Origin of the sequence: Actinokineospora guangxiensis (assembly GCF_042657845.1) — a bacterium.
Classification (GTDB): Bacteria; Actinomycetota; Actinomycetes; order Mycobacteriales; family Pseudonocardiaceae; genus Actinokineospora; species Actinokineospora guangxiensis.
Map to the genome: position 1 here is coordinate 19,282 of NZ_JBHSKF010000012.1, position 23,599 is coordinate 42,880.

A 23,599-nucleotide genomic window follows, 5' to 3' on the forward strand; every position below is an offset into this window, starting at 1 on the left:
TCAACAAGTCACCAGATGTTCGTCTTGTCCGGTCTAATGACACCGTCCAGATGGACTACCCGGCCCCACGCAGCCGTCGCTGCCCGGCGGCGTCGCGGACGGTGACACCGCGCCGGTCGAGGTGCTCCAGCAGGGGCACCGCGACCCGCCGGGTGGCGCCGAGCGCGCTGCGCGCGGCGCTCACGGTGAACGGCGCGGGCAGCGCGGCCAGCAGCGATGCCGCCGTGGCGGGCGCGTCGGCGGGCAGGACCACCGACGGGGACAGCCGCACGAGTCTGCCCGCGCGCTCGGCGGCGGCCAGCTCCTTTTGACCGAGCCCGAGCGCGGCGAGGTCGTCGGCCTCCGGCGCCGCGAACGGCGCGGCGGCCCAGCGCTCCTCCAACACGGCCACCACGGCGGCCAGCGCGTCGGGCAGCCCGTCGCCGCCCGCGCGGACCAGTCCCCCGGAGACGGCCAGACCGGCGGCGGTGAGCGCGTCCCGCAGGACGGTGTCGGGCACCGCTGTCTCCTGCCGGAGAAGGGCGACGGGCACGCCGGGGGCCAGCGGGTCGGCGGCGCGCAGGGCGGCGACCCGGGAGGCGAGCGCGCCGGGCAGGGCGGCGAACAGGTCCGGGTCGACGCACCAGCCGTCCACCTCGACGCCGGTCGACGGCCAGCCGAGCGCGCGGAGGGCGGAAGTCCCGACCGCGCCGTGCCGCCGCAGGTACGCCGACACGGGGCCGTCGCGCAGTTCCCGCTCCCGGCGGCCGGCCGCGCCCCGTCCCGCCAGCGTGGGCGGGTCGGGGTCGAGCACCTCGACGCCGCAGACGATCCGGTGCCCGCCGGGGTCGCGCAGCAGCCCGACATCCCCCGCGCGCAGCGGCAGCGCCACCTGGGTGCGCAGCCGCGCGTTCGACGTCCCCAGTGGACGGACCCGGCACGGGGCCGCCGCGCTTCCGATGTGCAGCACCAGCTCCCGGTTCACCACGGCCGCGCGACCGCGCAGCGCCACGTCCACCTCGGTCGTCGTGCGCCAGGCGGTCGGGGTGAGCAGGGCGTCGCCGCGCCGGAGGTCGTCGCGCTCGGCGCCGCGCAGGTTCACCGCCACCCGCGCGGTGCCGCGCACCACCTCGGCGGGACGGCCCAAGGTGTGCAGGCCGCGCACCACCACCCGCCGCCCGGACCCGGCCAGTTCCAGCGCGTCGCCGACGCGCACGACCCCGGCGCCAAGGGTCCCGGTGACCACCGTGCCCGCCCCGCGCACGCTGAACGACCGGTCGACCCACAGCCGCACGTCCGCGTCGTCGTCGGCGGCGGGCAGCCCGGAGACCAGGTCCAGCAGGCACTCGCGCAGTTCGGGCAGACCCGCACCGGTCGTGGCGCTGACGGCGACCGCGGGCACCTCCCCCAGGCCGCGGGCGCGCAGCCGCTCCAGCGCGGCCTCGGTCGCCCCGGCGGGGTCGGCGCGGTCGGACTTGGTGACCGCCAGCAGCCCGTGGCGCACTCCGAACGCGTCCAGGGCGGCCAGGTGCTCGGTGGCCTGCGGCTGCCAGCCCTCGTCCGCGGCGACCACGAACAGCACCGCGGGCACCGCCCCCACGCCCGCCAGCATGTTCGGCGCGAACCGCTCGTGGCCGGGCACGTCCACGAAGGCGATGTCCGCGCCGCCGACCGCGGTCCAGGCGAAGCCGAGGTCGATGGTGAGCCCGCGCCGCCGCTCCTCGGCCCAGCGGTCGGGCTCCATCCCGGTCAGCGCCCGCAGCAGCGCGGACTTGCCGTGGTCGACGTGCCCGGCGGTGGCTATGACGTACACGCGCTCACCGCGCGGCCAGCACGGCGGCCAGCACGACCCGGTCGTCCTGCGCGGCGATCGTGCGCAGGTCGAGCAGGCAGCGTCCCCGCTCCACCCGGCCGACGACCGCCGGGTCGCCCGCGCGCAGCCGCCCGGCCCAGTGGCCCGGCAGGCTCACCGCGGCGCTGGGCAGTTCGACGCCGGGCGCGCCGCCGCCGCCGACCACCGCGACCGAGTCCACCGCCAGCGCGTCCACCCCGCCGCCGCTCAGCGCGTCGGCCAGTCGTCTCGCGCGCCCGAGCAGAGCGCCGACATCGGCGCGCAGGGCGGCGGGCACCGGCGGTCGCGGGCCGAGCAGGGTGGCCTCCAGCGCCGCGAGGGTGAGCTTGTCGACCCGCAGCGCCCTGGCCGCCGGGTGCCTGCGCAGCCCGTCGACCAGTGCGCGCCGCCCGAGCAGCAGCCCGGCCTGCGGACCGCCGAGGAGCTTGTCACCGCTGGCGGTGACCAGGTCCGCGCCCGCGCGCAGGAGCGTGGCGGCGTCGGGCTCGTGCGGCAGGGCGGGTTCCGGGCGCATCAGGCCGGAGCCGATGTCGGCGACCACCGGCGCCCCGAGCCCGACCAGCTCGGCGACCCCGACCGCGGCGGTGAACCCGGTGACCTGGAAGTTCGACGGGTGGACCTTGAGCACGAACCCCGTCCGCGGGCCGATCGCGCCGGCGTAGTCGGCGAGGGAGGTGCGGTTGGTCGTGCCGACCTCGCGCAGCCGGGCGCCGGTGGCGGCCAGCAGTTCGGGGATGCGGAAGCCGTCGCCGATCTCGACCAGCTCGCCGCGGCTGAGCACGATCTCCTTGTCCTGGGCCAGAGCGAGGGCGCACAGCAGCAGCGCGGCGGCGTTGTTGTTCACCACGTGGACCGCTTCCGCGTCGGGCACCGCGGCGGCCAGGGCCGCCAGCGCGCCGCGGCCTCGGCGGGCCCGCTCGCCGTCGGCGAGGTCGAACTCCACGTCGGTGCAGCCGCCCGCCGCGCGCACGGCGTCGAGGGCGGCCGCCGACAACGGCGCTCTGCCGAGGTTGGTGTGGACGAGGACCCCGGTCGCGTTCAGCACCGGCCGCAGCGACGACGCGGTCGCGGGCAGCGCGGCCAGGGCGTCATCGGCGACGCGTTCGGCGGTGATCTCTCCTGCCCGCGCGCGCTGCTGCGCGGCGGTGATGGCCGCCTTCACCAGCGGGGTGCCGAGCCGCCGCGCGGCCTCGGCGAAGCGGGCGTCGGCCAGCAGGTGGTCGGTGCGCGGGATGCGCCTGCGCGGGTCAGCCACGCGCGGCGCCCGTGCGGAGGCGAACGGGAATCGAACCCGCCAGCGACAGCACGTGCCGCTCACCGGTGTTGAAGACCGGGCCGGCCACCAGGCCGGATGCGCCTCCTCGGAACATGGGCCCATCATGGCACCGCGGGCGACCGGGGCGAGGATGGCCCGCATGAACGACTCCACGACGGTCCGGCTGACCCAGTTCGCGCGCGGCGGCGGGTGCGCGTGCAAGATCCCGCCCGGCGAGCTGGAAGCCGTGGTGGGCGGCCTGATCGGCCGCGTTCCCGACGACGCGGCCGGGGAGCTGCTGGTCGGCCTGGACGACGGCGACGACGCCGCGGTGGTGCGGATCAGCGGCGGCACCGCCCTGATCGCCACGACCGACTTCTTCACCCCCGTTGTCGACGACCCCTACGACTGGGGGCGCATCGCCGCGGCCAACGCCCTGTCCGACGTCTACGCCATGGGCGGGCGGCCGGTGGTCGCCCTGAATCTGCTGTCCTGGCCGCGCGAGGCGCTGCCGTTCGAGCTGGCCACCGAGGTGCTGCGCGGCGGGGCGCAGGTGTGCGCGCTGGCCGGGTGCCACCTGGCGGGCGGGCACAGCGTGGACGACGCGGAGCCCAAGTACGGTCTTGCGGTCACCGGCACCGCCGACCCGGATCGCCTGCTGCGCAACGACTCCGGCCGTGCCGGGCTGCCGCTGTCGCTGACCAAGCCGCTCGGCCTCGGCGTGCTCAACGCCCGGCACAAGGCCACCGGGGAGCGCTTCGAGCACGCGGTAGCGGTGATGACGGCGCTCAACGCCGACGCCGCCGAGGCGGCGCTGGCCGCGGGAGCCACCTGTGCCACCGACGTCACCGGCTTCGGGCTCCTCGGCCACCTGCACAAGCTGGCCAGGGCCAGCGGCGTCACCGCCGTGCTGGACGCGGCCGCCGTGCCGCTGCTGGAGGGGGCGCGGGAGTCCCTGCGCGCCGGGCACCTGCCCGGCGGGTCGCGCCGCAACCTCGACTGGGTGCGCCCGCACGCCGACTTGGAGGCCGTCGACACCGAGACCGCGCTGCTGCTCGCCGACGCGCAGACCTCCGGCGGACTCCTGGTGGCGGGCGAGGTGCCGGGAGCGCCCGTCATCGGCGAACTGGTGGCCAGGGTGGACGGCCGAACGATCCTTGTCGCCTGATCGCAGCAACCTGGCCCGGCGAACGGCGGCTACCTGGAACCGGCCGTCGAGCAGTACATTCACGGATCGTGGCCGAATGTTGTCGGTGAGTACCCAACCGTGGCTGTTCGGAGGGACCGTGAGCTCTGCCGGGGTGACGTCCACCGTCCTGCACCGCGCGCTGGACGGCAGGCGCTACGAGCTGAGCGGGCCGCTCGACCTGGGCCTGCCGAGCACGTCGTCGCTGCGGATCGCGCTGCGCGGGCAGGCGACCGAGCTGGTCTCCGGGCTCGGCGGGCTGGCCGAGGAGGCCGCCGCCGCGCTCGGCGTGCCGGGCTTCGACGAGGAGCTGGGCTTCGCGGGCGGCACCCTGCGCCTCGGCCGGGTCCGGCGCGCCGAGCCGGGCTCGCGCATCACCGAGGACATCCTGCTCGCCGTGTGGCAGGGCCGCGACCGCTGCCTGATCACCCACTTCTACGACACCGGCACCCTGGCCGCCGTGGAGGCGCTGGACAGCCTGGGCATCACCGAGCACGACGACGGGATCGCCGTGCGGCCGGGCAAGGACAGCGCCCAGCTGGCTCCCGCCGCCATCGTCAAGGAGATCCCGGCGCTGGGGCTGCTGGAGCTGACCGCGCCGTCCGCGCCGCAGGCCACCCGCCTGCCGGAGTGGAAGGGCAAAGCCACCCCGTCGGGCGAGCTGTTCACCGACCGGATGACCAACGGCGACCTGTACTACGTCCTGGCGGGCGCGGAGATCTGGGCGACGGTGCTGCCGCTGGCGGGCACCGACACCGCGCGCGTCCCCGTCCTCCTGGAGAGCTTCACGGCCCGCCTGGTCGGGGGGTGAGCGGTGTTCCCCACCAGCGTTGCCGGCTACACCGTCGTGGTGGTGCTCGTCATCGCCGTGGCCGAGCACGTCCGGGCTCCGCGCGCACTGCCTGACGCGCTGCGCGCGCACGGGATGATCCGCGGGCGCGCGACCGGATTCGCGGCGACGGCGGTGACTGCGGTCGAGGCGCTGCTGGCCGTGGCGCTGCTGATGCGGCCGTCGGCTCCGCTGTTCGCGGCGGCGGGGCTGGTGTTCGCCGGTTACGCCGCCTACTCCTGGCACGTCGTCTCCTCCGGACGCGGCGGTCCGTGCGGATGCGGCGGGGTGGAGGTCCCGATGGGGACGTGGGTGATCGTGCGCGCGGGTGTGCTCGCCGCGCTCTCGGCGGTCGCCGTGGCCGGACCACCCCCCACACTGTCCATGATGGACGTACAGCTCGTCGTCGAGCTGCTGGCGGCGCTGGTGTTCGGAGTGCTGCTCTGGCACCTGCCCGCGGCGATGGCCCCACACCCGGAGGTGGCCCGGTGAGTTTCCAGACCAGCGCGCTGATCGTGACCTGGGTCGCCTTGGTCCTGATGGCGTTCGTGGTGGCCGGTCTCGTGCGGCAGGTGCACGCGCTGTCCTCCGGCGGGGCGGCGCGACAGGCGCCCGCCGGGCTGCGGGCGGGCGACGCCGCCACCGGGCTCGACGTGCTGGGCGTCGAAGCGCCCGCCGTGCTGCTGTTCCTGCGGTCGACCTGCTCGACCTGCGTGGACGTGCTGGACGAGGCGGCGAGCGGCGCGAGGCCGGTCGTGGCCCTGTACGAGGGTCGCGCGCCCGACGTGCCGCCGGGCGTGGTGGCCGTCGGCGACCAGGCCCGCCTCTTCGCCGCCTACGGGGCGCTCGCCACCCCGTTCGCGGTGCTGGTCGGACCCGGCGGCCGGATCACGGCGGCGACGCCGGTCGGGTCCCGCGAGGCCGTCCGCACCCTGCTCGACGCCGTCCGGACCGCCTGAGGGAGGCCCCTGTGACCGAAGACGCCCCCGTGATGGTGCCGCCGCTGCGCGGCAGCGACCCCGGCATGCCCGCCGAGCCGCGCACGCGCTCGTGGCGTCCCAGGTGGACTGGACTGGCGCCGAGCAGGCGGACGGTCCTGCGGGCCGGGAGCGTGGCGGGCCTGGCGGTGCTCGGCGGGGTGTTCCCGTCGGTGCGCCGGGCCGTGGCCGACGGCTACGAGATCTACCCGACCTGCCCGTCCTACGCCGCCAACCACAACTGCTCCCCCGGCTGCGGCCCCAGCATGATCTTCGCTGACTCCTGCATCACGTCGGGGACGAACACCGGCTTCCACAAGAACGACCAGGTGACCTGGCGGCTGCGGCCGAACGCGTGCCTGTCGGGCAGCTACGACGGCTGGATGTGGCGCTACGACCAGCCCTGCGGGGCGTGCTCCTGCCACATCGAGCGCCGCTGCCACGACGGCTACCGCAAGACCGCCTCCGGCTGGGTGAACTCCATCTGCCGCTGGACGACCGAGTGCGGCTGCCCCACCTCGGCGGTGTGGCCGTCGGTGTCGCAGGGGGCGTCCGGGGCGACGGTGACCACCATCCAGCACCTGGTCACCCACCACGGCTTCCCGACCGGCGTGGACGGGGCCTACGGACCGGCGACGGCCCAGGCGGTGCGCGACTTCCAGACCGCGCGCGGCCTGGCCGCCACGGGCACCGTCACCGCGACGACGTGGCCCACGCTGGCGGTCACCACCCGCTCCGGCACCACGGGCAGCCACGTGCGAGCCACCCAGGCGCAGCTCAACCGCTACGGGTACCAGATCGCCGTCGACGGCGTGTTCGGCGCGGGAACCCTGGCGGCGGCGACGGACTTCCAGCGCCAGAACCGCATCACCGCCGACGGCATCGTCGGCCCGACGAGCTGGCGCACCCTCACCGGCGGGGCGTCGTGAGGCGTCCGGCGACGCACCCGCTGACCCCGCTGGTGCTCGCGCCCGCGGCGGTGGCCCTCGCACTGGCGGGCTGGTCGGTCGCGGCGTGGGCGGCGCTGGGCGGCTTGGCGGGCCACACGCTCTCCGGCTCCGTTTGAACGAGGAACAGCGCGTTCGCGCTGACCTCGCCAGGTTGGCGGGGCAAGACACCGCAACGGACAGCCCTGCGGCTGTTCAGCACCGGTCTGCTCATCGGCGGCGCGCTGAGCGCGCTGGTGCTGTTCGTCCTCAGCGGACTGCTGACTCCGGTGCCCCCGCCAGTGCGCTACGGCGTTGTCGTCGCGCTGGCCGTGGCCGGTGTGCTCCGCGATGCCCAGGTGGTGTCGTTCCCGCTGCCGCAGAACGCCCGCCAGGTGCCGCAGGAGGTGCTGACCGGACAGGTGGCACGCGGGTCGCTGCAGTTCGGGTTCGAGATGGGCACCGGGGTCCGCACCTACGTCTCGTCCACCGTCCCCTATGTCCTGGTGGCCGCGCTCCTGCTGACCGCGCCCGGTCTCCTCACGGCGCTGGCGGCCGGACTGGGCTTCGGCGCGGGCCGCTCGCTCATGCCGGTGTCGCGCTACCTGAGCCGCGACGGCGAGCTGTGGGACGCCGAACTGCACGCGCACCTGCCCGCGATCAAGCTCACCGCGGGTGTCGCGGTGGCCCTGGCCCTAACTCTGCTGATGTTCTCCTGATACCTCGGTAGCATCGCCGCACATGACCGCGCTGGACTCCCGGATCGCCGGGTTCGACGGGGTGGAGTTCGTCGCCCGGCTGGCTCCGCTGGAACTGGCCTACACCAACATGCACGGCATCCTCGCCGTGGTCTTCGACGACCTGATGCGCGGTGAGTTCCACCTCAGCGCGGCAGGCTCCGGCATCGAGGAGATCGCGGCGTGGGCGGGACTGGTGCACCTCCCCCGCCCGGACACCGCCGTCCTGCTGGACCGCACCGGACGGCTGAGCGACGCCGCCGCGCGGCTCTCCGTGTTCCAGCCGCCGGACCCGGCGCCGACGGCCCGCAGGCTGATCGATGAGCTGACGAACTGGACGCTGATGCTCGCGCACATCCTCGCCCGGGGCGAGACAGCCCGCGCCCACAACCTCCTGCACGCCGTGGTCGCCCCCCTCCAGCTCCAGCTCTGCCGCCTGCTGCGCGACAGCACCGCCCACTGGCTGTCGCCCAGCCGCGCTCCATGAGCGGATCAGCGCGCTGCTCGCCCAGCACTGACCCGGCACACCGGTCACAAGGCTGACGCGGAGTGCGCCGGAAAGGTCCGCAGCGGACATCTTCGATCAGTGGGGTATCAGGCCGGGCTGTTACCAAAGGCAGGTCCTGATCTTCCGGGATCGACGCCCGGTGGGGTCCGCTGAATCGAGGTAGCCGATGACCGTCGTCAATGAGCACGTGGGTGTCCGCGCGCCGGAGCGGTGGGTCGTCGGAGACCCGCGCCAGGTGGCCGCCCTGGAGGTCGCCGGGGACGACCCGTACTTCTTCGACCACCCGCTCGACCACCTGCCGGGGATGGCCCTGGTGAGCGGGCTGCTCGACCTCGTGCGCCGCGCCGGGATCGGCGCGCCGGAGGAGCCGGGGGCGTGGCTGTCGCTGTCGCTGGAGTTCCCGGCGTTCTGCGAGCTGGCGGGCGCGGTGGAACTGGAGGCGGTGCCGCTGCCGGGGGCGACGGCGCTGCGCGCCGCGCAGGGCGGGCGCGTCGTGTGCGAGGGCAGCATCGGGTTCCGCGAGCAGGTGCGGCCCGCCGGTTCGCGCCAGGTCGCGGCGACGGCGCCCGCCGACCCGGCGCTGGTGCACCGGCACCGTCCGGAGAACGTGCTGATCGGGACCCCGGTGAGCGTCGGGGCGGTGTCCTCGGTCGACGTGCTGCGCCCGGCTGCCGGGCACCGGCTGGCGACCGCGCCCGGCGCTCCGCTGCGCCTGGAGACCCTGATCGATGCCTCCCGCCAGTTCGGCACGCTGCTGTGCCACCAGGAGTTCGGCCGCGCGCAGGACACCACGCTGGTGCTGCTCGGGCTCGACGTCGAGGTGGCCTGCGGGCTGACCGGCGACGTCCGGCTGAGCAGGCGGCAGACGGCGGTGCCGCGCAGCAGGCACAAGTCGGGAATGGACGTCCTCGTCGACGGCGCGCCCGCGGGCCGCGTCGACTACGACTACTTCTCCGCCAAGCCCGCCGTCTACCGCAGGATGCGCGGCGAGGTGGCGGCGCCGTGAGCGTCGGCATCGCGCGGCCGGTCGACCCGGTCACGCTGTTCACCAGGGTGCTGTTCGTGGCGGGCGGCGCGCTGCTGGTCTTCCGCGCGGTCACGCACTTCGCCGCCGCCGCCGACCCGATGCGCCTCGTCGCCGGGCTGCTGCTGCTCGCCTACCTCGCGTGGGTGGTGCTGGAGACGCGGGTGACGTTCCAGGAGCCCGAGCAGGAGTCGGCCGAGAACCGCACCCTGGCGGCGTACGCGTCGGCGCGCACGCTGGTGGGGATCTGCGCGGTGCTGCCCTCGGTGCCGTGGTCGGGACCCTCGCCCTGGCCGGCCGTGCCGATCGCGGTGTTCGCCGCCGGGATCGCGCTGCGCTTCGCCGCGATCCGCGCGCTGGGCGCGCACTACACCCACCACGTCGTTCGGCGCGATGACCACGAACTGGTCACCCACGGCCCGTACCGGTTCCTGCGGCACCCGGCGTACTCCGGGATGCTGCTGGCCAACGCGGGCTTCGTCGGGTTCTTCCTGAACCCGGCCGCCGTGCTCGCCCTCGGTCTGCTCGCCGCCGCGCTCTGCTGGCGCATCATGACCGAGGAGCGGGTCCTGTGGTCGCTGCCGGGCTACCCGGCCTTCGCCGCCACCCGCTCGCGCCTGGTCCCCGGGGTCTGGTGATGGCCGCGCTGATCCGCCCCGGTGACACCCGGCTGACCGATGCCACTGTGGTGGGCCACAAGTTCGCCCGCCAGCAGCGGCTGCGCGAGGCCGGTTTCACCGTCCCCGACTTCGTCTGCGTCCCGGTCTCGGCCTTCGACGCCGTCGCGGGGCCGAGACCATCCACTTCGGACGACGACGTGCTTTACTGGGCACGTGGGTCCAAAGAGGCCATCGCCGCCGCCCCGATGCCCCCGGGTCTGGCAGGCGATCTGGTCTCCGCCGCCGAGGAGCTGGGCGGCTTGGTCGCCGTCCGGGCGTGCGTGGTGGCCGACGAGCACGGCGACGGCGAGGACGGCGCCACCGACGCCTTCGCCGGGCTGACCGACTCGTTCCTCTACGTCCGCCCCGCCGACGTCCCCGCCGCCGTGGTCCGCTGCTGGGCCTCGGCCAGGAACCCGGAGTCCGTCGCCTACCGCGTGCGCCGTGGGCTGGCGGCGGACTCGGCCAGGGTCGCGGTGGGCGTGCAGCGGATGGTCCTGGGCACCCGGTCGTTCGTGGCGTTCAGCCGCGACCCGCGCACCGGCGCCCCCACGGGCGTGATCGCCGCGGCGCACGGGATCGGCGAGGGCGTCGTGCAGGAGCGCGCCGACGTCGACCACTTCACCGTCGACGGGGACGCCGTCCACGCGGACGTCGTCGTCAAGCGGCGCATGGTGACCCGCGGCCCGGACGGCCCTTTCGCCGCCGAGGTCCCCGCGGACCTCGCCGACGCCCCGGTGCTCTCCGACGACCTCGCCCGCCAGGTCAACGACCTCGCGGCCAAGGTGGCGGCGTTCTTCGGCCTCCCCCAGGACATCGAGGGCACGATCACCGCCGACGGCCGTGTCCACCTCGTGCAGGCCCGGCCGATCGTGTTCGCCCCGCCGGAGCCGCCGCGCGTCCCGTGGAGCAACCACAACATCACCGAGAGCTTCCCCGGCGTCTCCGGCGCGCTGACCTACTCCCAGGCCCGTGAGTTCTACAAGCTCGCCTTCCACGACGCCTACCGCAGGCTCGGGGTCTCCGAGCGCAGGCTGGCCGACAAGAAGCACCACATCGACCGGATGATCGGCCTGCTCGACGGCCGCGTCTACTACCGGCTCGACGCCTGGTTCGCCCTGCACGGCCAGATCCCCGCGTTCCCGCTCGTGCGGCCGTGGTGGGAGCAGTCGATGGGACTGGACGACGCCGAGCCGCCCACCCGGGCCGACATCGTGCGCGCCCTGCCGTCGGTGCCGGGGCTGCTGGTCCGCCTCGCCGAGCTGCGCGGGTCCGTGCGCGGGTTCCTGCACTGGTGGGACTCCCTGGTGGAGCGGGCCGACGGGATGGACGCCTGGTCGCCGGAGGAGCTGATCGCCTTCCACCGCGGCCTGTGGGCGCAGGTGGGCGAGCGGTGGGGCATCACGCTGATGAACTCCGTGTACCTGCTGTCCTGGGCCACGGCGACCTCCGCGCTGCTGCGCCGCTGGGTGGGCGCCGACGACAAGCGGATCATCGGCGGCCTGCTGCTCGGCGGCGCGGAGAACCGGTCCGTGCTGGGCGTGCGCTCGGCGATCGCCCTGGCCGAGCTGGTCGCCGCCGACCCCGTCCTCGCCACGCGCGTGCAGGACGACCCCGCCGACGAGGTGTGGACCGACATCGTCGGCGGCGCGCACGGCAGACGCGTCGCCAGGGCCGCGGCCGAGCACCTGCGCCGCTACGGCGACCGCGCGCTGCACGACCTCAAGCTGGAGGAGCCCTCGCCCCGGCAGCGGCCGGGCATGGTCGTGGAGATGCTGCGGCCGATGGTCCGCGGCGGGCTCACCGTCGCCGACAGCCGCGCCAGGGAGCGGGCCGCCCGCGCCGACGCCGAGGCCGACCTGCGGCAGCGGTGCCCGAGCCCGGCGCGCAGGCGGGTGATCCGCGCGCTGGCGGCCGGGCTGCGCTGGTTCGTCAAGACCCGTGAGGACACCCGCTACTGCCGCAGCCAGCTCTACGGCCTGACCAGGCAGGTGCTCTGGCGGCTCGGCGACCACCTGGTCGAGGCCGGGCGCCTGGACGAGCGCGCCGACGTGGTCGACCTGACCGTCGAGGAGGTCTTCGGCGCCTACGACGGCACTCTGATCGACTCCGACCTGCGCGCCGTGGTGGCGCGCAGGCGCGCCGAACGCCTCGCCGCCGCGTCCCGGCCCGACCTCGACGCCCGGCTGAGCACCGCCTACGACCGCCCGGTTGTCGACGGCCTGCCCGCGCGCGTCGAGGCCGCCGTCGGCGAGCGGCCCGCCGAACTGCGCGGCCTGCCGTCGAGCAAGGGCGTCGTGCGCTACCCGGCGCGGGTGGTGCTCGACCCGTCGATCGAGCCGGAGTCCTGCCGAGACCACATCATCGTCGCCAAGGAGACCGATCCCGGATGGCTGTTCCTGATGACCGCGGCCCGCGGCATGGTGGTGGAGCGGGGAACACTGCTCTCGCACACCGCGATCACCGGCAGGCTCCTGGGCATCCCGACGGTGGTGGCGGTGCCGGGCGCGACGTCGCTGATCGAGGACGGGGCGATGATCGAGGTCGACGGCGCGGCGGGAACGGTGCGCTTGCTGCCCGGCTAGCGGTCTACGCCGCGGGCAGCTTCCCGCTCGCCGCGTACCTTCCGCTGGCCGTGCTCTGGGGGCTGGGCGCGACGGCGGCGTGCGCGCTGACCGACACCAGGGTCGCGGGCTGGCTGCCGGACTGGGGCGCGCTCGTCTCGGTGGCGACCATGCTGGTGGTGCTGCTGCTGATGCGCGTCGTGGACGACATCCGCGATCTGGACTACGACCGCGAGCGCAACCCCGACCGGCCGCTGGCCCGGGGCGCGGTGTCCGTGCGGGACCTGGCGGTGCTGCTGGCCGTCGGGGCGGCGGTGGTGCTCGCGGCCAACGCGTGGCGGCCGGGGGTCATGGCGGTGCTGGCGGCGCAGCTGGGCTACGTCGCGGTGATGGTGTCCTTCGAGCGGCGGACGGGCTGGCCGTCCGGGGACGCCCTGTTCCTCAACTACCTGCTGGCGCTGCCGGCGCAGGTGCTGCTCAACGGGTTCCTGTACGCCGGTCTGCTGCACGCCGAGGGGCTCGGGCCGTCGTGGTCGGGCGCGGTCGGCGTCGTGGTGGCGGCGGTGCTGTTCGCGCACTTCGAGTTCGCCCGCAAGACGACCAGGGAGCCCCGGCCGGGCGAGCGCACCTACGTGAACTCGCTCGGTGTCCGCGGGTCGGCGGCGGTCGCCGTCGGCTGCGCGGTCGTGGCGGTGGTGCTGCTCGCGGCGGCGGCGCGGCCGTGGTCGCCCGCCGCACTGGTGGTGCTGCTCCCGCTGGCCTTCCCGGTCGTGGCGGCGCTGCGCTTCCGCGGGCTGCCGCGCTGGCCCTACGGCCTGGCCGCGGCGTTCCTGCTCACCGGCTTCGCCGGTCCCCTCGTCGTCAACGCCTTGGAGCTGCTGTGAGCGAGCTGCCGTCCTTCCCGTTCGCCGTCCCCCCGGGCAGCGAGCCGCCGCCGGAGTACGCGGAACTGCGCGGGTGTCCGGTGCTGCCCAGGGTCCGCTTGGCCAACGGCCGCGAGGCGCGGCTGGCGACCCGGCACCAGGACGTGCGGCTCGTGCTGTCCGACCGGCGGTTCAGCCGCGCCGCCTACGAGGGAACCCTGTTCGCCCGCTCGTCGGAGTCGCTGCCGCTGATCACCGTCGACGCGCCCGACCACACCCGCCGCCGCTCGGCGGTGGCGCACGCGTTCACCGCGCGGCGGACCCGCGAGCTGGCGCCGATGGTGGAGGAGGTCGCCAAGGAGCAGGTCGCGGACCTGGCCGAGTCCGGCAGCCCCGCCGACCTCGTCGCGGGCTTCGCGGTGCCGTTCACGCAGCGGGTCATGTGCCGCGTCCTGGGCATACCGGAGTCCGACGCCCCGCTGTTCCGGCAGTGGGTCGATCCGATGATGTCGATGGGCCGCTACCCGGCCGAGGAGGTCGCCCGCGCGCACGCCGGGTTCCAGGCCTACGTCGCGGGGCTCGTCGGCTCGGTGGCCGCCGACCTCGCCGCCGGGCGCGCGGCGCCGGGCCTGGTGGCCGACCTGCTCGACCCCCGCGACCCGGACCGGGCGCTGAGCATGGTCGAGGTGGTGGTCATGACAGCGGGCCTGCTGGTGGCGGGCTACGAGACCACCAGCAACGCGCTGGCGACCGTCGTCCACCGCCTGCTGCGGAGCCCCGAGCTGACCTCCGGGCCGCTGGACCGGACCATCGCCGAGATCCTGCGGTTCGTCCCCGGCAACGGCAGCGGCGGCGTCCCGCACGTGGCGACCGAGGACGTGGCACTCTCGCACGGGCAGGTCGTGCGCGCGGGCGAGGTGGTCATCCCGATCCCGGACGCCGCCAACCGCGACCCGTCGGTGTTCGCCGCGCCGGACGTCCTCGACCTCGACCGCGCCGAGAACCCCCACGTCGCCTTCGGCTACGGCGCGCACCACTGCCTCGGGGCCGAACTCGCCCGCGTGGAGCTGCGCGTCGGGGTCACCACCCTGCTCAGCACCTTCCCCGGCCTGCGCGTCGCCGTCCCCGAGGCGGACCTGCGCTGGCGCACCGACATGTTCGTCCGCGGCCTGTGGGAACTCCCCGTCGCCTGGTGATCGGAAAGCCGATGCTCCCCCTCGCCGTCTCCCTGACCCCCGATGAGCTGCTGACCCGCACCCGCTCGGTCCGCCGCCGCCTCGACCTGGCCCGCCCGGTGCCGCTGCCGCTGGTCGAGGAGTGCCTGCGGATCGCCCAGCAGGCCCCGTGCGGCTCCGGCCGCAGCGTCCCGCACTGGATCATCGTCACCGACCCGCGGACCCGCGCCGCGCTGGGCGAGATCTACCGGTCGGCGTTCCACGAGCAGTGGTCCGCCGTCACCACAGGCGGCCTCTCCGGCGCCCAGAAGCGCTCCCTGGCCAGCGCCGCGCACCTGGCCGACACCTTGGGCGAGGTCCCCGTCCTGGTCCTGGCCTGCCTGAACACCGGTGGGCCCCTCCCCGGCGGCAGCCAGGCCAGTCTCTGGGGAACCGTCATGCCCGCCGTCTGGAGCTACATGCTCGCCGCCCGCACCCGCGGCCTCGGCACCACCTGGACCGCCGCGCACCTGCGCCAGGAACAGCGGGTGGCCGACCTCCTCGGCATCCCGCCGGGAGTCCACCAGGCTGCCCTCATCCCCACCGCCTACCACCACGGCCCCGACTTCCGCCCCGCCCTGAGGCCGCCGCTGGAGGCGACTGTCCACAGAGACCGGTGGTGACCAGACCTGAATCCCGGCCCGGTGCAGGACCTCCTGCGCCGAGCGCACCACGGCGGCGCCGATGAACCGGCCACGGGCATCCACGGCCACACCGGTGCCCGCCGACGTCAGCAGGGTCACCACCGCGCCAGCGGCGGCGATCTCCTCGGCCGTCGGCGTGACCACCGCGTTGATCACCAGGAGCCGCCTCGGGGTGATCGCCGCACGGGCGCGGAAGCTTTGGCGCAGGAGCAGTTCCGTGCTCGGCCGCAGGGTGGCGTCGTCGTGGACGGAGGCGCCGACCGGGCGCGTCGGGTCATCGACGACAACCTCACCAGCGCCGTCGTCGTCCTGCGCGCCGCGCTCCCACTCATGGGCGCGGCGGTCCGGTGGTGCTGCTCGGCTCCGTCAACGGCCGCCACGGCGGCCACGCGCCGGGCCCGGTCGCCACGCCGATGCCGGACCGACTGTCCACAGAGGATGTTTCGGCTTTGCCGGCGCCGATCCCGCTGGACCACGTCACCACGCCGGAGGAGATCGCCGGGACCGTCGAGTGGCTGTGTTCGGCATCCGCGGCGTCCGCGGCGTCCGCGGCGTCGGTGACCGGCACGACGGTCGACGCCGACGGGGGCATGTGGATCGGCTGAACCCCTTCCGCCGAGCGGATTGGGCCGTCCGGACCTACTCTCCGATATGGACCAGCGCGATAAGGACCAGCAATCGACGGGGAGGCACGGCATGTCGGCGCCGCACAGGGAGCACGTCGGGCACGAACACCAGCACGGGGACGGATGCGGGCACGTGGCGGTGCCGCACCAGGGCCATGTCGACTACCTCCACGACGGCCACCTGCACCGCGAGCACGACGGCCACTACGACGAGTGCGAGACCGCCGGGCACTCCCCCCACGCCGAGCACGAGCACCAGCACGGCGCGGGCTGCGGCCACCCCGCCATCCCCCACGGCGACCACGTCGACTACCTCCACGACGGCCACCGCCACGCCGCCCACGGTGACCACTACGACGAGCACTAGCGACCCCATACCCGGCCCGGTCCTCCACTGAGGACGGGCCGGGTTCTCGCGTTCCACGGCCGCCCGCAATCACACCCCCTTTCGCCCGGAATGGGGTATTGTCGGGCGCAGGGCCATGCCAGTCATCCGCATCGGGCGGTGACGGAGCCCAACCAATCGCCCGCCGCCCCCCGCGGCAGCAGACGGGAGCTCCGGCTTGCCGCCGGTCCAACCGCCCAAGCAGCACGTCACGACCGCCGTCTCCACCAGCACGGGCCTCAACGCCGCCCGTCCACGGCATCGCGGCACGCCTGCCCCACACAGCGCCACCCAGCCCGGCGCCACCCCGCCCAGCGCCTCGTCGGACGACGCGCTGGCCACGGCCCTGCGCGCCTACGTCCACGCCGTCGCCGCCGCCGCCGGTGTCCCGGCCGACGGCGTGACCTGCGAAGTCACCGACACGGCCACCGCCTACCTGCCGCTGGGCAGGCGTTCGGCGAGCCACCCCGACCACGACCTGATGCTGGTCTGGGGCGAGCGGCGCGGCTGGGCCGTGCTGCTGGAGACCCCGCCCGGCGACCCCCCCGTCGCGCTCGGCGCGCTCGGCGGCGACGCCGTCGTGGCGCCCGCCGAGGTCGCCCGGTTCGTCAGCACCACCGTCGCGAGCCCGCGCCCCGGCTGCCGCCTTCCCGGCGCGGGCGCCAGGCCCGACCGCACCCGGCTCGCCGCGCGCCTGCGCTGCCTGACCTCAGAGGGACGCCGATGATCCGCGAAACGATCGACGAGACGAACACCGCCGGGCCTGAGCGGCCCGCGGGGTCCGCGCCCGGCATGGTGGCCTTCAGCCACCCGAACCAGGAGCCGGAGAGCGCCGGCCGCGCGGTCGCGCCGGTCCCGCAGCCGAACTTCATCGCGCCGACCTCCTGACGCGACTCGCCCAGTCGGCCCATGCGGCGCGCCTGTTTGACAGCGAAGCCCGCACGTGCTGAACTGACTACGGTTAGACATCTGTGTCGGCTTATCCCAGCGCTCGCAGAGGTTCTGAGCGGGGTGGGCCTGGCATCACTCGACGTCACCACCGTCCCGCACATGACCCGAACGCCCAGCAGGGCGTTCGTTTCACCATGTGATGTGGAGTTCCAAAAGATATGACCCAGGGCACCGTCAAGTGGTTCAACGCCGAAAAGGGCTTCGGCTTCATCACCCCGGACGACGGCGGCAGCGACGTCTTCGTGCACTACTCGGAGATCCAGAGCAGCGGCTTCCGCAGCCTGGAGGAGAACGCCCGCGTGCAGTTCGAGATCGGCCAGGGCCAGAAGGGCCCCCAGGCCACGGGCGTCACCGTCATCTGACACCCGCTTGATGAAGAGCGCCCGTCGTGAGACGGGCGCTCTTCGGCATTTCCGGGCCCCTCAGGCGGCCGGGGCCACCGCGGCCAAGGCGTCGTCCACGGTGGCGTAGGCGGTGAAGTACGGGGTCAGGCCCGTCAGGGCCAGCACCCTGCTGACCGGTCTGGCCAGGCCGGCCAGCACGAACCGCTTGTCGGCCTGGTGAGCGCTCAGCCGGGCGACCTCCAGCTCGCGCAGGCCGTGCGAGCCCAGGAACACGACTTCGGACATGTCGACCACGACCGCCGCCTGGGCGGTGACGGCGGCGACGAGAGCGGCGCCGAAGTGCGCCGACGTCGCCAGGTCGATCTCGCCGCGGACCCGCAGGACCGTGACCGGACCTCTGGGGTGTGCGGTGATGTCGAGCATCGGGATGGTCACAGCAGTCCTCCTGTTTCCGCGCATGCGGCGGCCAGCAGGCTGGTGGTTTCAACCCCCGTGACCCCAACGAGGTCACGCACGGCGACTGTAGCCCGACGCAGGCACGCGCCGCCACAGCGGTTACCGAGACGCGACCGACCGCGCCGTGTGGCTGGCGGCGACCTGGCGGACGAGGTCGTCGGCCACCTCGCGCAGCTTGACGTTGCGCCGCTGCGACGCGGCGACCAGCCGGTCGAACGCGGTGTCGGCGTCGCAGCGCTGGGTGACCATCAGGATGCCCACGGCCTGGCCGATGGCGGTGCGCGTCCGCAGCGCCACATCGAGGTTCGCCGCCCGGCGCTCCCCGTGGGCGATCGCCCCCTCCCGGGACTGGGCCAGCTCCAGGTGCACGCGGACCCTGGCCACCAGCTCGGCCGGGTGGAACGGCTTGACCACGTAGTCGTCGGCGCCGTGGCGCAGCCCGTCGGCGGTGGATTCGGCGCCCGCCCTGGCGGTCAGGAGGATCACCGGCAGCCGGGCGAGGCCGGGGTCGGCGCGGATCTCGCCGAGCAGCTCCAGCCCATCGCGGCCGGGCAGCATCACGTCGCTGAGCACGAGGTCGGGTCGGTCGGCCCGCACGGCGGCGATGGCCGCTCCCGCGTCACCGACGGCGGTCACGGCCCAGTCCTCGGCGTGCAGCAGACGGATGAGGTAGTCGCGCAGGTCGGCGTTGTCCTCGACCAGCAGGATGCGCTGCCCGCCCGCGCGGTCGCCGCTCAGCGCGGCGGGCGGCTGCCACTGGCGGGCCTCGGCGACGAAGGCCGCGCCGATCTCCGCCACCGGCCGCACGCCCGGCGCGGCGTCGGTCGCCGTGTGCGGGACTGTCACAGTGAAGGTGCTCCCCACCCCGGGCACGCTGGACAGGCCGACCGTGCCGCCCAGCACGCCGACCAGCTCCTCCACCAGGGCCAGGCCGATCCCCGCGCCCTCGCGGCTGCGGCCGGTGGTGCCCGCCACCTGGTGGAAGCGCTCGAAGACGCGGACCTGCTCCGCCTCGGGGATGCCGACCCCGGTGTCGGCGACCGCGAGTACGAGGTTGCCGCCGGCCACGCGCAGCCGGACGGCCACGCTGCCCGCGCGGGTGAACTTGATGGCGTTCGAGACCAGGTTGAGCACGACGTGGGACCACATCTCCGGGTCCAGGAGCGCGACGGCGGGCTCGGCGTGGACGGTGAAGTCGAGTCCCGCGCCCTCGGCGGCCGAGCGCAGCATGGCGGCGCACTGCCCGGTGATGGCGCCCACGTCGACCGGCTCCGGTCGCGCCCGCAGGGTGCCCGCCTGCGCTTTCGTCACGTCGAGGAGGGCGTCGACCAGCCTGCCCAGCCGCCGCGCCGCCCGCAGTGCCGCGTCGAGCGCGTCGCGGTGCGCCGGGGTCAGGGCCGCCTCCTGGGCCACCACCTCGATCGGGGCCTCAAGAAGGGTCAGCGGGGTGCGGAACTCGTGGCTGACGTTCTGGAAGAACCGCGTCTTGGCGGCGTCCAGCTCGGCCAGCGCCCGGGCCCGGTCGCGCTCGGCCGCGTAGGCGATCGCGTCGCCGACGGCGGAGCCGACCATCTCGGCGACGAGGTCGGCGAAGGTGGCGTAGGCGTCGTCCACCTCGCGGTAGGGGCTCATCCCCAGCACCAGTGCGCCGACGACGGCGGACCTGTCGACCAGCGGGTAGACGCGCTGGTCGGGGGTGTGCCGGGGGACGCCGGTGGCGATCACCTCGGCCACGACATCGGCCTGCCCCGCCGCGCCCGCGACCGGCTCGGTGTCGCCGAGGTAGGCGGCCACGGCGGTCAGGTCGGCGGTGGCGCCCGCCAGGACCTCCACCGCCGCCCGGCACACGTCGACCGGGGTGTCGGCCTCGGCGATCGACAGCGTTCCCAGTCGCCGCAGCGTCTCCAGCCTGCGGTCGGCGAGCACCTGGGGCGTCGCGTCGCTGGTGGTGACGAAGACGCCCAGCACCTCGCCGTTCGGACCGTGGACGGGGCTGAAGGAGAAGGTCCAGTAGGTCTCCTCCAGGTAGCCGTGCCTGCGGACGAAGAGGAGCTGGTTGTCGGAGTAGGTGGCCTCGCCGCCTGCCAGGACACCGGCCGACAGGGGGCCGAGGTGGTCCCACACCTCGGGCCAGCACTCGGCGCCCAGCTGGCCGATGGCGGCGGGGTACTTGTCGCCGATGGCGGCGGCGTAGGCGTGGTTGAAGATCTGGACCAGGTCGGGACCCCACCACAGCAGCATGGGGATGCGGGAGGGCATCACCGTCCGCACCGCGGCGTGCAGCTCCGGCGGCCACTGCTGCACCGGCCCCAGCGGGGTCGCCGACCAGTCGAGTTCCCGGTGCGCCGCGCTCGTGTCGTCGTCGCTCAGGAAGAGGCCGTCCACACCGGCCTTCCGCGTGCTCATCCGCACCTCCCCCACCACGATCCCCGGAACAGTACAAGGCGGCCACCGAGACGCTTGAGATGTCAACCACTTCTCGCCGCGACGAGCCTGCGACGCTCCAGGAGCGTGGCGACGATGTAGGCGCCCCCGCCCGCGACGGCGAGAACGCCGTACACACCCGCTGTGCCGAGCAGCAGCGACGCCGACGCCACGACCGCCAGCCAGGTGCCCAAGGCGTAGTGCAGGGTGTTGCCGCGCACCGCGCCCTCGGCGAGGTAGATCATCCCGACGACGAGGACGGACCCGGCGGGCCACAGGACCTCCTGCAGGGCGGGTTCGACCGCCGACAAGCCGGTGATCAGCAGGAACAGCGCGATGAACCCGGTGGCCCACGCGGTGCCGACCAGCTTCTCGGCGAGCCTGCGGGACTCGGTCGCGCCGCGCTGGGCGCGGGTGGAGGCGAGGATGCTCAGGACCATCCCCGCCACGATCCCGGCGGCGAGCAGGACGATGGGCAGCCAGCCGGGTAAGCGCAGCAGCGGATCGGCGCCCTTGGACAGCGCGGCGGCGCCGTGTCCGAGGATGTAGGCCAGACCGAAACTGATGTAGGCGAGGCGGCTGTCGACGTCCGCGGGGTTCATGAGGGGTCCTCTCAGGCGGGTGGGCGGCTTCACGCGGACGAGACGATGACGACTTTTCCCATGACGGTCCGGGACTCGGCGAGGGCGAGCGCCTTGCCCGCGTCGGCGAGCGGCACCCGCGCGGCGATCTGCGGGGTGAGGACGCCGTCGGCGACGAGGGCAAGCACCTGGGAGAGGTCTTCGGCCAAGCGGGCACGGAAGGCGGCGATGCGGCGCTTCCCCGCCCAGAAGTTGTAGAAGCGCGCGCTCTTGCCGTTGGGCAGGTGGTTCCAGGCGAGCAGGCGGGCGAAGAGCTTGAGCACCGGCAGCATCGCGTTGCCCGGCTCGTCCTTGGTGGCGGCCGAGCCGTAGTTGACCAGCGTGCCGCCGCGGCGCAGCAGCCGCCAGGACTCCCGCAGCCCGGGGCCGCCGACGTGGTCGAACACCGCGTCCACCCCCGCGGGCGCGTGGGCGCGGATCTGGGCGTGCATGTCCGGGTCGCGGTAGTCGACGGGGATCGCGCCGAGCGCGCGGACCGCGTCGTGGTGGCGCTCGGCCGCCGTGCCGATCACGGTGATGCCCGCGTGCCGGGCGAGCTGCACGAGAACCGACCCCACACCTCCGTTGGCGCCGAGGACCACGACCACTCCCCCACGGCGGACGGCGGCGATGCGGTGCAGCATCTGCCAGGCGGTCACGCCGTTGACCAGAACGGTCTCGGCGGCGGCCGGGTCGACGCCGTCGGGCACCGGGACCAGGTCGCCCGCGTCCACGACGAGGTGGCTGGCCCAGCCGCCGGTCTTGGTGACGGCGGCGAAGCGGCGCCCGGTCAACGCCGTCGCGACCCCGGGACCGGTGGCGACCACTTCGCCGACCACGTCGTAGCCGGGGACGAAGGGGAACGGCGGCTGGTCGTAGTACTTGCCCAGACGCATCTGCTGCTCGGCGAAGGAGACGCCGGTGGCCTCCATGCGCAGCAGGACCTGCCTCTCGGCGGGTTCGGGCAGGTCACGGACCCTGACCTGGAGGCCATCAGGCGCTACCACGCCGGGAAGGACGATCTCGGTGGTGTTCATGCGCTCCCCTACGTCTGTTTGCTAACAGTCGTAAGTTAACGCACGTATGGCTGAGATGACAACGTCCCGCGCTGATAAACTCTCAGGTGTATGGTTACGGCCGTGAGCACCGTGCCGACGCGCAAGCGCAACCGCCGGGGCGAGGGCGGAAAGCTCCGCGAGGAGATCATCGACGCCGCCTTGGCCCTGCTGGACGAGCACGGCGACGAGAGGGCCGTGACGCTGCGCTCGGTCGCCCGCCAGGTCGGCATCGCGGCGCCGTCGATCTACCCGCACTTCCCGGACCAGCCCGCGATCATGCTCGCGGTGGTCCACCGGGAGATGGACCGACTGGCCGACGAACTCCGCGCGGCCGCGGACGCGGCCGAGGGACCCAGACCCCGTCTCTTCGCCGTCTGCCACGCCTATCTCGACCTGGCCCACACCCGGCCGTCGCGGTACCGGATCATGTTCGGCGGCCTGTGGATGCCAACCCTCGGGACCAGCTCGATCACCGAGGAGGACATGGACTCCCTGGGGGCGGCGGCGCTCCAGGTGCTGGTCGACGTCCTGGACGAGTGCGTGCGCGCGGGCGAGGCGACCAGCGACTCGCTGTTCAGCGACGCGGTCGCGTTGTGGTTGGGGCTGCACGGATTGGCCCACCAGCGGGCTGTCGTGCGGAAGTTCCCGTGGCCGGACGACATCGCCGAGCGGGTGATCGGGGGGCTGGCCCGGCTCCGGCCGCCCGGCTAGATGTACCTGGCCACCACCAACGCGCCGGCCGGGTGCGCCTAGAACAGCACCGCGTCCCCCGGTGGCGTCTCCGGTGCGCGGGCGGCGTTGCGCGCGTCGGCGATCTTGCGGGCCGTGGCGCCGCCGATCAGGGACGGCAGGTAGCGGTCGGCGGGCCACACCTGGACCGGGGTGTCGCCCAGGAGCGTCGGGATGAGCAGCTCCATCGGGCGCGCCGAGCGGGCCTGGGGAATCCCGTCGTCGTTGACGGGGGTGGTGGGCAGTTCGGTCCAGTGGGGGTCGTGGAAGGTCCACGGGAGGTCCTGGGCCCACTGGGGCGGCTGGAAGATGTGGCGGCGGGCGCCGCGGACGGTCACCGGGGTGGCGCTGGTGGACCAGTGGGCCGAGCGGCCGCGGCGGGCGGGCGGGGCACCCCGGTGGTAGAAGACGGTGGTGCGGCGGCGCTGGTGGAAGCGGACCTCGTGGAAGCGCTGGCCGTGCGGGGTGTGCTGGACGAAGCGCAGGTCGTCGCCGCGGCGGTAGAGGGCGGCCTGCGCCGCGGCGGCGGCCTCGGCGATCGCCTGGGACAGGGGGCGGCCGTGGTGGTCGCCGAACTCGCTGAGCAGCACGATCGGGGTGTCGGTGGGGGTGGCCTCGAACGCGCGGGCGTGCACGACGGTGTCCAGGCCTGCCTTGCCGTAGGGAATCACCGCGTCGTGCACGAGTCGCCAGGTGGTGTCCTGCATGGTCCTCCTTCCGTCGCTTTCGACCATACGTTCGACCACCGACACTTTTGGGCCCCTGGACCTGCGGAAGGGCCCGGAACCA

The 23,599-nt window shown here is 74.4% G+C and carries 27 protein-coding genes and 1 tRNA gene; 20 read left to right on the plus strand and 8 right to left on the minus strand.

Annotated elements, in window-relative coordinates; all coding sequences use genetic code 11:
• Nucleotides 1–55: 55 nt before the first annotated feature.
• The 3 genes from selB to ACFPM7_RS21425 all read right to left on the minus strand — a co-directional run bounded on the left by selB (nucleotide 56) and on the right by ACFPM7_RS21425 (nucleotide 3,192).
• Nucleotides 56–1,792, minus strand: a complete 1,737-nt coding sequence (selB, locus tag ACFPM7_RS21415) for a selenocysteine-specific translation elongation factor (RefSeq protein ID WP_378249468.1) — start codon at nucleotides 1,790–1,792, stop codon at nucleotides 56–58.
• A gap of 4 nt (nucleotides 1,793–1,796) precedes the next feature.
• On the minus strand, nucleotides 1,797–3,086 hold the full coding sequence (gene selA, locus ACFPM7_RS21420) for an L-seryl-tRNA(Sec) selenium transferase (RefSeq protein WP_378249469.1): 1,290 nt from the start codon (nucleotides 3,084–3,086) through the stop codon (nucleotides 1,797–1,799).
• Between the two features lie 12 nt (nucleotides 3,087–3,098).
• Nucleotides 3,099–3,192 (minus strand) — tRNA-Sec (locus tag ACFPM7_RS21425).
• Between the two features lie 54 nt (nucleotides 3,193–3,246).
• Here ACFPM7_RS21425 and selD point away from each other — a divergent pair.
• The 19 genes from selD to ACFPM7_RS21520 all read left to right on the plus strand — a co-directional run bounded on the left by selD (nucleotide 3,247) and on the right by ACFPM7_RS21520 (nucleotide 17,541).
• Nucleotides 3,247–4,254 carry a selenide, water dikinase SelD gene (selD, locus tag ACFPM7_RS21430; RefSeq protein WP_378249471.1) on the plus strand — a complete coding sequence of 336 codons (1,008 nt, stop codon included), beginning with the start codon at nucleotides 3,247–3,249 and terminating at the stop codon, nucleotides 4,252–4,254.
• A 118-nt stretch (nucleotides 4,255–4,372) separates the two neighbouring features.
• Nucleotides 4,373–5,083, plus strand: a complete 711-nt coding sequence (locus ACFPM7_RS21435) for a hypothetical protein (protein ID WP_378249472.1) — start codon at nucleotides 4,373–4,375, stop codon at nucleotides 5,081–5,083.
• A 3-nt stretch (nucleotides 5,084–5,086) separates the two neighbouring features.
• Entirely contained in the window at nucleotides 5,087–5,593 is a 507-nt protein-coding gene (locus ACFPM7_RS21440; RefSeq protein ID WP_378249473.1) for a MauE/DoxX family redox-associated membrane protein, read from the plus strand.
• Entirely contained in the window at nucleotides 5,590–6,060 is a 471-nt protein-coding gene (locus ACFPM7_RS21445) for a hypothetical protein (RefSeq protein WP_378249474.1), read from the plus strand. Before ACFPM7_RS21440 ends, ACFPM7_RS21445 begins: the two co-directional genes overlap by 4 nt.
• Before the next feature lie 11 nt (nucleotides 6,061–6,071).
• Nucleotides 6,072–7,007 carry a peptidoglycan-binding domain-containing protein gene (locus tag ACFPM7_RS21450; RefSeq protein WP_378249475.1) on the plus strand — a complete coding sequence of 312 codons (936 nt, stop codon included), beginning with the start codon at nucleotides 6,072–6,074 and terminating at the stop codon, nucleotides 7,005–7,007.
• Nucleotides 7,004–7,144: a hypothetical protein gene (locus ACFPM7_RS21455; protein ID WP_378249476.1), complete on the plus strand. Its 141-nt coding sequence runs from the start codon at nucleotides 7,004–7,006 to the stop codon at nucleotides 7,142–7,144. The genes ACFPM7_RS21450 and ACFPM7_RS21455 overlap by 4 nt, the downstream gene beginning before the upstream one ends.
• Before the next feature lie 117 nt (nucleotides 7,145–7,261).
• A complete protein-coding gene (locus ACFPM7_RS21460; RefSeq protein ID WP_378249477.1) occupies nucleotides 7,262–7,723 on the plus strand; it encodes a hypothetical protein in 462 nt (153 codons plus the stop codon).
• Nucleotides 7,724–7,745: 22 nt separating this feature from the next.
• On the plus strand, nucleotides 7,746–8,228 hold the full coding sequence (locus tag ACFPM7_RS21465) for a hypothetical protein (RefSeq protein WP_378249478.1): 483 nt from the start codon (nucleotides 7,746–7,748) through the stop codon (nucleotides 8,226–8,228).
• A 187-nt stretch (nucleotides 8,229–8,415) separates the two neighbouring features.
• The gene (locus tag ACFPM7_RS21470; protein WP_378249479.1) at nucleotides 8,416–9,255 is read left to right on the plus strand and encodes an AfsA-related hotdog domain-containing protein; all 840 of its coding nucleotides are present in this window, start codon (nucleotides 8,416–8,418) and stop codon (nucleotides 9,253–9,255) included.
• Nucleotides 9,252–9,911 carry a methyltransferase family protein gene (locus ACFPM7_RS21475; protein WP_378249480.1) on the plus strand — a complete coding sequence of 220 codons (660 nt, stop codon included), beginning with the start codon at nucleotides 9,252–9,254 and terminating at the stop codon, nucleotides 9,909–9,911. Before ACFPM7_RS21470 ends, ACFPM7_RS21475 begins: the two co-directional genes overlap by 4 nt.
• Entirely contained in the window at nucleotides 9,911–12,517 is a 2,607-nt protein-coding gene (locus tag ACFPM7_RS21480; RefSeq protein ID WP_378249481.1) for a PEP/pyruvate-binding domain-containing protein, read from the plus strand. Before ACFPM7_RS21475 ends, ACFPM7_RS21480 begins: the two co-directional genes overlap by 1 nt.
• A 50-nt stretch (nucleotides 12,518–12,567) precedes the next feature.
• On the plus strand, nucleotides 12,568–13,380 hold the full coding sequence (locus ACFPM7_RS21485) for a hypothetical protein (protein WP_378249482.1): 813 nt from the start codon (nucleotides 12,568–12,570) through the stop codon (nucleotides 13,378–13,380).
• Nucleotides 13,377–14,555: a cytochrome P450 gene (locus tag ACFPM7_RS21490; protein ID WP_378249483.1), complete on the plus strand. Its 1,179-nt coding sequence runs from the start codon at nucleotides 13,377–13,379 to the stop codon at nucleotides 14,553–14,555. The genes ACFPM7_RS21485 and ACFPM7_RS21490 overlap by 4 nt, the downstream gene beginning before the upstream one ends.
• Nucleotides 14,552–15,196: a nitroreductase family protein gene (locus ACFPM7_RS21495; protein WP_378249484.1), complete on the plus strand. Its 645-nt coding sequence runs from the start codon at nucleotides 14,552–14,554 to the stop codon at nucleotides 15,194–15,196. The genes ACFPM7_RS21490 and ACFPM7_RS21495 overlap by 4 nt, the downstream gene beginning before the upstream one ends.
• 371 nt (nucleotides 15,197–15,567) lie before the next feature.
• Nucleotides 15,568–15,822, plus strand: coding sequence for an SDR family oxidoreductase (locus tag ACFPM7_RS21500; protein WP_378249485.1), 255 nt, complete (start codon nucleotides 15,568–15,570; stop codon nucleotides 15,820–15,822).
• A 91-nt stretch (nucleotides 15,823–15,913) separates the two neighbouring features.
• Complete coding sequence (locus ACFPM7_RS21505) at nucleotides 15,914–16,210, plus strand: hypothetical protein (RefSeq protein WP_378249486.1); 297 nt, start codon at nucleotides 15,914–15,916, stop codon at nucleotides 16,208–16,210.
• A 196-nt stretch (nucleotides 16,211–16,406) separates the two neighbouring features.
• Nucleotides 16,407–16,955 carry a DUF6292 family protein gene (locus ACFPM7_RS21510; RefSeq protein WP_378249487.1) on the plus strand — a complete coding sequence of 183 codons (549 nt, stop codon included), beginning with the start codon at nucleotides 16,407–16,409 and terminating at the stop codon, nucleotides 16,953–16,955.
• The gene (locus ACFPM7_RS21515) at nucleotides 16,952–17,116 is read left to right on the plus strand and encodes a hypothetical protein (RefSeq protein ID WP_378249488.1); all 165 of its coding nucleotides are present in this window, start codon (nucleotides 16,952–16,954) and stop codon (nucleotides 17,114–17,116) included. The genes ACFPM7_RS21510 and ACFPM7_RS21515 overlap by 4 nt, the downstream gene beginning before the upstream one ends.
• A 221-nt stretch (nucleotides 17,117–17,337) precedes the next feature.
• The gene (locus ACFPM7_RS21520) at nucleotides 17,338–17,541 is read left to right on the plus strand and encodes a cold-shock protein (RefSeq protein WP_378249489.1); all 204 of its coding nucleotides are present in this window, start codon (nucleotides 17,338–17,340) and stop codon (nucleotides 17,539–17,541) included.
• Nucleotides 17,542–17,601: 60 nt separating this feature from the next.
• Here the strand turns inward: ACFPM7_RS21520 and ACFPM7_RS21525 are convergent, their stop codons facing one another.
• From ACFPM7_RS21525 to ACFPM7_RS21540, 4 genes are all read right to left on the minus strand, one after another.
• A complete protein-coding gene (locus tag ACFPM7_RS21525) occupies nucleotides 17,602–17,958 on the minus strand; it encodes an STAS domain-containing protein (RefSeq protein ID WP_378249490.1) in 357 nt (118 codons plus the stop codon).
• Nucleotides 17,959–18,078: 120 nt separating this feature from the next.
• On the minus strand, nucleotides 18,079–20,385 hold the full coding sequence (locus ACFPM7_RS21530) for an ATP-binding protein (RefSeq protein WP_378249491.1): 2,307 nt from the start codon (nucleotides 20,383–20,385) through the stop codon (nucleotides 18,079–18,081).
• Between the two features lie 62 nt (nucleotides 20,386–20,447).
• On the minus strand, nucleotides 20,448–21,005 hold the full coding sequence (locus ACFPM7_RS21535) for an ABC transporter permease (protein ID WP_378249493.1): 558 nt from the start codon (nucleotides 21,003–21,005) through the stop codon (nucleotides 20,448–20,450).
• A 29-nt stretch (nucleotides 21,006–21,034) separates the two neighbouring features.
• Entirely contained in the window at nucleotides 21,035–22,060 is a 1,026-nt protein-coding gene (locus ACFPM7_RS21540) for a medium chain dehydrogenase/reductase family protein (RefSeq protein WP_378249494.1), read from the minus strand.
• 102 nt (nucleotides 22,061–22,162) lie between these two features.
• Between ACFPM7_RS21540 and ACFPM7_RS21545 the strand changes: the two genes are divergently transcribed.
• A complete protein-coding gene (locus ACFPM7_RS21545) occupies nucleotides 22,163–22,792 on the plus strand; it encodes a TetR/AcrR family transcriptional regulator (protein WP_378249495.1) in 630 nt (209 codons plus the stop codon).
• Nucleotides 22,793–22,830: 38 nt separating this feature from the next.
• Here the strand turns inward: ACFPM7_RS21545 and ACFPM7_RS21550 are convergent, their stop codons facing one another.
• A complete protein-coding gene (locus tag ACFPM7_RS21550; RefSeq protein ID WP_378249496.1) occupies nucleotides 22,831–23,517 on the minus strand; it encodes a hypothetical protein in 687 nt (228 codons plus the stop codon).
• Between the last annotated feature and the right edge of the window lie 82 nt (nucleotides 23,518–23,599).